This is a genomic window from Gordonia sp. CNJ-863, assembly GCF_001942325.1.
In the GTDB taxonomy this organism is placed as follows: domain Bacteria; phylum Actinomycetota; class Actinomycetes; order Mycobacteriales; family Mycobacteriaceae; genus Gordonia; species Gordonia alkanivorans.
This window is the reverse complement of sequence record NZ_MKKG01000046.1, coordinates 1-9,479: the sequence shown is the minus strand read 5'-3', so window position 1 is coordinate 9,479 and position 9,479 is coordinate 1. Positions and strand designations below refer to the sequence as shown.

Annotated in this window: 8 protein-coding genes and 2 pseudogenes; 7 read left to right on the top strand and 3 right to left on the bottom strand. The window is 63.7% G+C overall.

What is annotated here, in order from left to right; genetic code table 11:
* The 3 genes and pseudogenes from BJF87_RS27245 to BJF87_RS19950 form a co-directional block, all read left to right on the top strand.
* Positions 1–356, top strand: a pseudogene (locus BJF87_RS27245) (BTAD domain-containing putative transcriptional regulator); the annotation flags it as partial.
* Between the two features lie 31 nt (positions 357–387).
* Positions 388–1,794 (top strand): MFS transporter, encoded by a 1,407-nt coding sequence (locus tag BJF87_RS19955; protein WP_262339063.1) that lies wholly within the window; start codon positions 388–390, stop codon positions 1,792–1,794.
* Between the two features lie 26 nt (positions 1,795–1,820).
* The gene (locus BJF87_RS19950) at positions 1,821–2,228 is read left to right on the top strand and encodes a DUF1992 domain-containing protein (protein ID WP_075863787.1); all 408 of its coding nucleotides are present in this window, start codon (positions 1,821–1,823) and stop codon (positions 2,226–2,228) included.
* On the opposite strand, the gene BJF87_RS26170 is transcribed toward BJF87_RS19950, so the two are convergent.
* On the bottom strand, positions 2,183–2,620 hold the full coding sequence (locus BJF87_RS26170; RefSeq protein ID WP_158037559.1) for a hypothetical protein: 438 nt from the start codon (positions 2,618–2,620) through the stop codon (positions 2,183–2,185). The genes BJF87_RS19950 and BJF87_RS26170 overlap by 46 nt on opposite strands.
* Between BJF87_RS26170 and BJF87_RS19940 the strand changes: the two genes are divergently transcribed.
* The 3 genes from BJF87_RS19940 (at position 2,592) to BJF87_RS19930 (ending at position 4,186) form a co-directional block, all read left to right on the top strand.
* On the top strand, positions 2,592–3,212 hold the full coding sequence (locus tag BJF87_RS19940) for a hypothetical protein (protein WP_158037557.1): 621 nt from the start codon (positions 2,592–2,594) through the stop codon (positions 3,210–3,212). The genes BJF87_RS26170 and BJF87_RS19940 overlap by 29 nt on opposite strands.
* A 261-nt stretch (positions 3,213–3,473) precedes the next feature.
* On the top strand, positions 3,474–3,881 hold the full coding sequence (locus BJF87_RS19935) for a type II toxin-antitoxin system RelE/ParE family toxin (RefSeq protein ID WP_075863784.1): 408 nt from the start codon (positions 3,474–3,476) through the stop codon (positions 3,879–3,881).
* A complete protein-coding gene (locus BJF87_RS19930) occupies positions 3,878–4,186 on the top strand; it encodes a helix-turn-helix transcriptional regulator (protein WP_075863783.1) in 309 nt (102 codons plus the stop codon). Before BJF87_RS19935 ends, BJF87_RS19930 begins: the two co-directional genes overlap by 4 nt.
* An 18-nt stretch (positions 4,187–4,204) precedes the next feature.
* Here the strand turns inward: BJF87_RS19930 and BJF87_RS19925 are convergent, their stop codons facing one another.
* Positions 4,205–5,299, bottom strand: coding sequence for a hypothetical protein (locus tag BJF87_RS19925; protein ID WP_075863782.1), 1,095 nt, complete (start codon positions 5,297–5,299; stop codon positions 4,205–4,207).
* A gap of 212 nt (positions 5,300–5,511) precedes the next feature.
* On the opposite strand from BJF87_RS19925, the pseudogene BJF87_RS19915 reads away from it, so the two are divergent.
* A pseudogene (locus tag BJF87_RS19915) lies at positions 5,512–6,675 on the top strand (IS3 family transposase).
* Positions 6,676–6,771: 96 nt separating this feature from the next.
* Here the strand turns inward: BJF87_RS19915 and BJF87_RS19910 are convergent.
* The gene (locus tag BJF87_RS19910; protein ID WP_139319560.1) at positions 6,772–8,898 is read right to left on the bottom strand and encodes a hypothetical protein; all 2,127 of its coding nucleotides are present in this window, start codon (positions 8,896–8,898) and stop codon (positions 6,772–6,774) included.
* Positions 8,899–9,479: the final 581 nt, after the last annotated feature.

Genomic DNA, 9,479 nt, shown 5'->3' with positions numbered 1-9,479 from the left:
GAAGTAGCGACGACATGCGAACTCGTCACCGAGTCGCAGCTGGAATTGCAACGCTACGGCGAAGTGGTGGTCGAACTGCATGAACTGTGCGCGAAATATCCACTGCGAGAATCATTCTACTACCAGTGATGACGGCGCTGACGAGGTTGGGCCGCCGTTGCGAAGCCCTTGAGGTGTACAGACGGTTAATGCTCGTCCTACGTGAAGAACTGGGCATCGACCTTCGGAAAAGTTCCAACGGCTTCATCTGCAGATCCTCAACGGCACCACCCATGACCCGCAGGCGCAGTGCTACCGGCTGGCTGAGTAGACCTCAGTTGGGTCCGCGCTGTGATACAAACGTATCAATGGGCTAGTTCGACGAGGGAACAAACTATGCGACACGGTGTGACGACGACCGAACGCGAGCGCCCGCGCCGTACGTCGGAGGCCATCACGCTGTCAGTGGTCTGTGCCGCGCAATTCATGGTGGTACTCGACATCTCCGTGGTGAACGTCGCGTTACCGTCGATCAAAGACTCCCTCGGTTTCGATGACAGCGGTCTGCAATGGGTGGTCAACGCGTATGCGCTGACGTTTGCTGGGTTCCTTCTCCTCGGCGGCCGACTCGCCGACTTGGCTGGTCGGCGACGCGTCCTTTTAATAGGCCTCGCTGCTTTCTCCGCCGCCAGCCTTGCCGGGGGGCTGGTCGACTCGGCCGGGCCACTCGTCATCGCACGAGCGGTTCAAGGTCTAGGAGCTGCGCTCCTGGCACCTACCACGCTAACGATCTTGACCGCATCGTTCCCTGAAGGTCCCCGCCGGACTCGGGCATTGGCCACTTGGACCGCGGTAGGCATCGCCGGAGGGACGGCGGGAAACCTGGTGGGGGGCCTCCTCACGGAGTACCTCTCGTGGCGTTCCACACTGCTTATCAACGTCCCCATTGGACTCGCTGCCGCAGTCCTCACTGTCCGATACATCACGGCCGACAAACCTGCTCCGTCTCGGCCACGGTTGGACGTGAGCGGGGCTGTTCTGGCCACTGCCGGTCTGGGCATCCTGGCATACGGAATAACGCAGGCCGCTAGCGATGGCTGGGGTGCACGGGCGACGACTCTTAGCATTGTTGCCGGTGTGCTGCTACTGATGGTGTTCGTACTCGTCGAAGCAAGACTCGCGAAATCACCCTTGATTCCTCTGCGGATATTCGGCAATCGATCGGTCTCAGCAGGAAACGTGGCAATGCTCTTCGCTGGTGCGTGCCTCAACCCCATGTGGTACTTTCTGACCCTCGCCATGCAGAACGTCCTGGGCTACAGCCCTGTTCAAACCGGTTTGGCCTTCTTGCCCCACACGATCGTGGCGATTGCCATAGGAGCTGGCGCCACCCCGTGGTTGATGAGACGCATTGATGGACGGGTGCTCATCGCTGGAGGCTCGCTGCTGGCCGCGGCCGGATTTTGGTGGCAAGCCCAATTAACGATCGGCAGTGGTTATATCATGGGAATTCTGTTGCCTGCCATCGTATTCAGCCTCGGGAGCGGCATGCTCAATACCCCGATCACAGCTGCAGTCAACTCGGGCATCGCCCCTGAAGACGCTGGCGCAGCGTCAGGCGTAATGAATACGACCAAACAAGTCGGGGGCGCCCTGGGCTTGGCGGTGCTCATCACCTATGCGGCAGCGAGCGGAAGCGACAAGGCCGACTTATTAGATGCGTACAATCGTGCCTTCTACGCAATAGCCGCCATCATGATTGTGACCGCAGCGGTCGCGCTGACACTCCCGGCGCACAGAGACCATGCAGATTAGCTGCTGCGAGACCGAGAGGAAAACACGTGACAGAACGCAAGCCAGCGAACGTTTCCTTCGAATCGTGGGTCGAAACGCAAATCCAGAAAGCCCAGGATCGCGGCCAGTTCGACAACCTCCCCGGCGCCGGAAAACCTATTCCGCCAGACTCGCCGCTTGACGGAGAGCACTGGTGGGTGCGAAAGAAGATGGAGAACGAAGGCCTACACTACCCAAACCTCGCTGACGATCTACGCAAACGAATCAAAGAGGCCCAGAACGAAGCTTGTGCAGCACCAACCGACTCCGCCGCCCGCGCCATCGTCGATCGCATGAACAGCGAGATCCACACATATCGCATCTCGCCACCACCGGGCCCGCCCCAAATTCTCCCACTGATCGACATCAATCAAGTCCTTGCCGCACGTGCTGACGGGAAATCCCACACCGAGTAGTAATGCGGTTGCCGCCACCTCGCGTGACGTATCAGATCGTTGCGGGAGACCTCAGCGACTTCGTTCTGTTCGACACCTTCGACTTCCACGCCACCCCCGCCCCCGGCCAGCGCCGTGTCGTGCCCAAGACCCGCGCCGACATCGATCTCGACGCGCTCGGCGCCGAGATCGACGCCACTGGTGGCGGCAGCGAGGCGGTTCAGCGACTGGAACTGGCGACGTCGGCACAATGCCGCGGCCCGCCAGTCGCGGCCGGCGTCCACCTCGAGCACGACGGTGGCCGGCTGATGGTCTGCGATCGGCGTTTCCGGTTGGCCCGGGTGTATCGCCGCACCCCCCGCGGCGCTGGCGGTGCTGGCCGAGGTGGAAGCCGCGTTCGACACCATCGACACCGGGGCCACTCCGTGGCCCGATCACCGTCTGACGGTGTTGAGGACCGCGCATGCCCGCACCACCGGGCACCCGTTGCCGGTGCGGTGGTGGCAGCTGCTGCGCGCCGCCGCCCGCTGCTCGGACCTGCCGACCTCAGGTGAGCTGGTCGCGCCGGGGGCGTTGCCGCATGTGTGGCCGTATCTGCGTGCCGCCGAACACGATCTGCCGTGGCCGCTGGCCGTGGTGCTCGATGAGTACTTCACCGAACGTGAGTGCATCGGCATCGGCATCGGCCGGATCGTGTTCACCGACGGACCGGACCGGGTCCTCAAAGTCCCGTTCACCACCGTCGGTGTCACCGCCAACCAGATCGAAGCCGCGGCCGCAGCGGACAGCTCGTCGACAGTGGTGCCGATCGCGCCGTGCCAGCTGGTCGACCACCCCGGCGTGCCCGTCGATCTGCCGTTGCTGTCGATGGCGCGGGTGCACATCCCGACCGTCGTCGACGTCGACCGACTCCCGGAGTGGGCCGGCGAGGTCGACGACCGCCAACTCGGCCTGCACGAGGGTCGCTGGGTGGCCTACGACCTCGGCGACACCACCACGGCGTGAGGCGGGAAAGACTTTCGCTGTTGGACACCGCGTACGCACCATCGACCTGCTGTCGTCGTTTCGTGACGCCGAGGGCCGACGGTGCGCGTTGGCCGGGAAAGTGACCGCACTCGACGACGACGGTGATGTGCAGGTGACGGTCAGCGCCCCCCGGGGTTGGGCGGGCAAGACGATGACGTTCTCCCCAGACCTGATTGAGCATATCGACTGATCACGAGCCATCTAGCTGCAACTATCAGTGTAAAGTGATAGTGTGGTGGGGTGAGTTGGGACGTTGACACGGCGTTGGTGGACGACTGGCTCGACTCGCTGAATGACGAGGCCTACGACCATGTCGTCGCGGCGTTGGAGTTCCTGGCTGATCACGGGCCGACGACGGGGCGACCGTTCGTTGACACCGTGGAGGGATCGGTGCACGCGAACATGAAGGAGTTGCGGCCCCCGCGCACGAGTGCGGGGGAGTACATCCGGATTCTGTTCGCGTTTGACGTCGAGAGCCGGGCGATCGTGCTGGTCGGCGGGGACAAGGCCGGGAACTGGAAGAAGTGGTACGCCAAGAACATTCCGGTCGCGGATGCGTTGTTCAGCGAGCACCAGGAGCGTGCGCGGGCGCGGCGGGCGAAGACACAGACCACGGGCAAGAGCAGGAAAGGGCGGAAGAAGCGATGACGAGTTTGGACGAGCTGCGGGCACGGCGTCCGGGGAACCGGGCGCGGATTGATGCGGTGCGCGCGGAGATGGAACACGAGGCGCAGGTGTATCGGCTGCGGCAGCTGCGGGAAGAGGCCGGCTACACCCAGGGCCGGTTGGCCAATCTGATCGGGGTGGGCCAGAACCGGATTTCGCAGATGGAGCACGGTCAGATCGTGTCGGCGCGGGTGGAGACGCTGCGCAAGTATGTCGAGGCCACCGGCGGCGAGTTGGAGGTTGTGGTCAAAAAGGCCGACGGCACCCGAGTCCCGCTGGCACTGTAGGGGTTAAGGGCCTGAGGGCTACTCGTTCGACTCGCACCACGCTGCGATGGCCGACGCTAACGCCTCGTCGTTGCCAATCCCTGCCGCGGCGGCCACGCTGTTGAAGCTGTCGACCAGTTCCTGCGGCACGCGCCCCTTCAGCTCGACGCTGTTAGAGACGTACGGAGCGGGCGCCGCCGCGAGTGCTTCGCGCTCGCGCTCCAACTCTTCGAACAGCTCCTGGTAGTGGCGCTGAAGGGGCTGCATCCGATCGCCCGGCTCGAACCACTTGAGCCGCTTGCACCTCTTCTGCTTGGAACTGGCGATGCCGCGGTTGTGCGCGTAGTCGTTGCGCATGAAGCCCAAGTCCCTCATCAGCGTTGATCGCACCGCCCGCTCGGGGCACCCGTGGATCGCTGCCAGCCTCCGCCGGTAGTTGAGTTCCCATTCGGTGAAGAACGTGACGACCCAGCGTCCGGCGAGCTGGCTCTGGGTATCCGTCTCGGTCTCGACCTCGTACTGCTCCATGAACTCCTGGACGGTCGCTGCGCCGGGGTGTACGGCCGCCAGGAGGTCTGAGAATGGGATCGTCGTAGCCGATTCCTCGTCGGTGGTTTGGAACTTCATCACGTCGAAGTGTGGCGGCACCCGGCTGAGCTGGCCCTTGCGGACGTCCTCCATCCGCTTTTCCCACTCGTCGTTGAGCAGGTCCATCACTCCGTGATGGCCCAGCCGAGCGGTCAGCACCATTGCCTTGAGGTCGGCGATCATCTCGCTGATCACCTCCTGGGCAGTCTCGGGGTCGTTGAGGCCGTCGGCCAACTGCGTGCTCGCGGCATTTGCCATGTCGAGGACCTTGGTGATCTGGGCCAGGCTCAGGTCGGCGGGATCGAGGGCCTTCACGGCTTCCACCACCGGCCCGATCACGTCGTGCAGCCCCGAGCCCTCGGCCGGTTGCGCGACGCTCCAGTGCCCGAGGATCGGCTGGGAGATCCCCGCGACGGCGACCTCGACGGCTTGCGAGTTCGGAAATGCGTCAACCTGCTTGCGCATGAGGGGAATGCTGACATGGAACGGGGCTGTGGCCTGCGTGAGTACGTGGCGCCAGCGCCCAATTTCCTCGGCTGTGCTCATGTCCCGCACATTAGCTGCGCCGACGGGCCGGTGCTTCGGGATTGCCGGGGGCAGGCGATGCTCGAGGGGTATGACAGCGGTTATAGAGACTTTGGGGCCTAGCTGCGATGATGCCCGCCTCCGATACCTGATCGGCGCCGATCAAGGGACTGCTGCACGGGTAGGTGACATCTGATCTGGCTTGCCTTCGGGCGGTCGGGAAGGATGTAGCTGTGCCCAAGCCGTACCCCCAGGAGTTCCGTGACGATGTGGTCCGGGTGGCTCGTGATCGTGGAGAAGGCGTCACGATCGAGCAGGTCGCCAAGGATTTCGGTGTGCACCCGATGACGCTGCACAAGTGGATGCGACGTGCTGACATCGATGAGGGCCGCAGCCCTGGCGTGACCACCGGCGAGTCTGCTGAATTGCGCGAGGCCCGCAAGCGGATCCGCTTGCTCGAGCAGGAAAACGAGGTGCTGCGTCGGGCTGCGGCGTATTTGTCGCAGGCGAACCTGCCGGGAAAAGGCTCTACCCGCTCGTGAAGGAGCTCGCTGCTGACGGGATTGCCGTCGCGGTGTCGTGTCGGGTACTTCAGCTCTCTCGCCAGCCCTACTACCGGTGGCTGGCCAGTCCGGTCACCCGTGCCGAGTTGGCCGCGGCGTATCGGGCGAATGCCCTGTTTGATGCCCACCGCGAGGACCCGGAATTCGGCTACCGATTCCTCGCCGGGGAAGCCACCACCGTGGGTGAGTCGATGGCCGAGCGGACGGCGTGGCGGATCTGCCGGGACAACGCCTGGTGGTCGGTGTTCGGCAAGAAACGAGGTCGGAATGGCCGACGACCGGGACCACCGGTCCATGACGATCTGGTCCAGCGGAACTTCGCCGCCGAGGAGCCAAATCGGTTGTGGCTGACCGATATCACCGAACATCACACCGGTGAGGGCAAGCTCTATCTGTGCGCAATCAAGGACGTGCACTCCGGGCGGATCGTCGGCTACAGCATCGATTCCCGGATGAAGTCCCGGCTGGCGGTGGCAGCGTTGCACAGCGCGGTCGCCCGTCGTGGTGAGGTGGCTGGCTGCATCGTTCACTCGGATCGAGGGTCGCAGTTTAGGTCGCGAAAATTCGTACACGCCTTGAATATTCATGGACTAGCGGGGTCGATGGGCAAGGTCGGAGCGTGCGGGGACAACGCAGCTATGGAGAGCTTCTTTGCGCTGCTGCAACGCAACGTGCTCGACCGCCAACGCTGGGACACCCGTGAACAGCTTCGGATCGCAATCGTCAGTTGGATCGAACGGACCTACCACCGCCGGCGCCGGGCAAGTCCGCCTCGGTCGGTTGACGCCTGTCGAGTTCGAAGCAATGATCAGCACCGCCGCTGCCGCGGCATGACACCCCAACTGTCACCTATCCGTGCAGCAGTCCCCAATGGTGAGACTTGTTCTTCGCTGGTACCTCGCTAGGTGAGCTTCTTGGTCGGGCACCCTTTCAGGAGTCCGAGGGTCGGAGGTGTTCGGGCAGAATCTGGTTGAACAGTTCCTGGTTCAGGCGCATGTAGGCCTCGTGTGGGTCGCGGGGCGTGGTTGCTGTGGGGTTCCAGGATGTCAGTTCGGTGGTGGTGGCCGGTATCCATCCAAGTGCTTGCATGGCGGGGATGGTGGCTTCGATGGAGGGTGCGATTTTGATGAGGTGTCGGGTGTAAAGAGTGGGGTCGGTTCGGTCGTGGCGCCAGTGGTTGTGGGCGGCGATCGTTGTGGCGGCATCGAGGAGTGTGGTGATCGTTGCGGGTTCGGGGATGGGTTGGCTGATGAGGTCTTTGGTGTGTTCGACCAGTGCGGCAATTGTGGAGACGGCGATGTCGATGTCTTCGGCGCGGCCGGCGAGTAGGTCGTGGAGTTGGTTGTTGAGGTGGCGGCGGTGTTGGTGAGCGGTGTCGTTTGAGTAGGTGTAGTCGGGGAGGTAGGTGTGGGCGATGGTGGTGGCCAGGGATTCGGGGTAGCGATATTCGGTTCCCCATGTGAAGCCGCGCCCGGGTGAGGGGATGGGTGTCCAGTTGTCGCCGTCGGTGATCCACGCGGGCACGCTGTCGCCGTAGCCGGTGGAGGGCGCCACGATTCTGCGGCCAGGGGCTAGGTCGTGTTCTGCGAGAGGCCCGGTGGGCCATTCGAATACCAGCTCGTTGGGCCATTGTCCGGGTTCGATGTCGTTGCGTTGGTGGAGGGTTTCGACGACGAACAGGTCGGCGTGGGTGTCGTGGTAGTAAGCGAGGGCGGGGTCGCGGGCTTCGGCGATGAGTGTGGTTAGGCGCCGGCGGTGGCCGGGGGGCAGCGAGTCGAGGTTGTCGAGGGTGACCAGTTGGGGGGCGGATCGGTAGGTGGTGGCCACACCGGGGTGCAGGGTCATGCGGACGCGGCCGACGGTGTGCGGGTGACTGTCGGCGATGTAGTCGGCGTGGGCGGGGCCGTCGGGGGTGGCGGTGCGAAGCGCCTGGGCGAGCAGGGCGTGTGCTGCGCTGAGCGCCTCGAGGAGCGCTGGCGCGGGGTCCTGGGTGTCGAGGTAGTCGGTGAGGCTGCGGAACCAGGTGAGGGTGTCGGGGTGGATGGAGTTGATCCAGGACTGTGTCATCGGCTGACGGTGGGGGTCGCGGCCGGCGATGAGTGGCTGATGGGGTCGGTGGCGGTGGACGAGGTTGAGTTCGGACAGGCCTAGGGTGCGTGGCCACGGTTCCACTGCTAACCGGGTGGGGCTGGTGGATGTGGGGGAACGGTGTTCGTGGGCAGCGCGGGTCGCCCAATGCTCGAGAAAGCGAGAGTTATCGGTGGCGAGGGTGTTCTCGGCATGTGCCTTGTCGGCGAGGACGCCGGCAGCAATGGTCAGTGCTGGGTGGGGCTCTGGTGTCGTGGTCAAGGAGGCGGCGACGACGCCGAGGTGGCGGATGACGGTGCCAAGGCCGGCGTCGTCGACCTCGATGCGTGTTGCGATGGGGCTGTCTGCGAGAGGGCGTCGGCGGCTGACGTTGTCGCGGGTGTAGTGCTCTTCGGGGAACACATCGAATGGTGTGCCGATCAGGCGAGCGACGTCGTCGGCGGTCACGGGGGATCGTAGTTTGTAGGGGGTGCTGGATGAAGGCAGTGCCTGGCGTACCGCTGTGGACATGTCCCATACGTTGGCTTCTGGCGGCGGGTAGGCCCCGCTGTTGGTGTCAAAGTGGCCGTCCCAGAAGCCGCTGACCGTAAGGAACCACACTGTGTCGGTTTCGTATTCGAGTTCGTGGGCGCTGTGTTTAGTCACCGCGGTAGCGATGAGGGCGAAACCGTGATCGGTGATGGTGGCTCGGTCGCCTCTCAGGGGGCTGATGAGCACAACAGGCCCGAGCGCATCCACACCTGCGTAGATGCGTGCGTGCATCTCTTCCGACCTCTGTCGGTGCATGCCGAGGGTGACGTCAATGACGATGTCTTCGAGTAGCTGAGGTGCATGGCCGTCAGTGAACGAGCGGTGGTAGCGGGGAGTGTCCTCGTGATCGAACCCATTTCGCGCGGCCCACCATGAATCGATGGTCAGCTCGGTCCAATAGGGCTGGCCGCTTTGATCGCGGTGGTCGGGCTCTGGCATCACTCCGCTGTTGTAGAGCCGGCTGACTCTACCGGCGGACCGGTCGATGCGTGCAGCCACACCAGCACGCGACAACAACGGAGGTTGAGACAAGCCGGAACGCCGGAACGGACGCAAGAACGGATGCATGACACCAGACCTACCAGACGGAGCAATACTAGTCACCTGTCAGCGCAACAATTATTGCCCCTACCTCTTTGGATCGATCCGCGGAGAAAAAAGCTTGCATGTGCGAGTATCGGTCGCGTCAGGCATAGATTCCCGTAGGGAATCGGTTGTGTGGCAATGGGTTTTAATTCTGTTGTGCGGCAATATGTTTCATATGGAGTCACAGAGCGCCCGCAGGGCGGTCGGTGGGTGGGGGTGCAGGGTCGGCCGCAGGCCGACAAGGCCCCTGTCGATGCCCGTTGCTCGGTCCGAACGTGCTAGACTTGTCGACATGAAACACAGTGCACCACAAGCACACTCTTTCTAATCGGCCGTAGGCCGATGGGGAGCGGGGACACCGAAACGCACGCCACCACGGCGCGCTTGCGGCGCCCTTCGGGCGCGCTTGCGCGCCGTACCCCCGACCGGGCGCC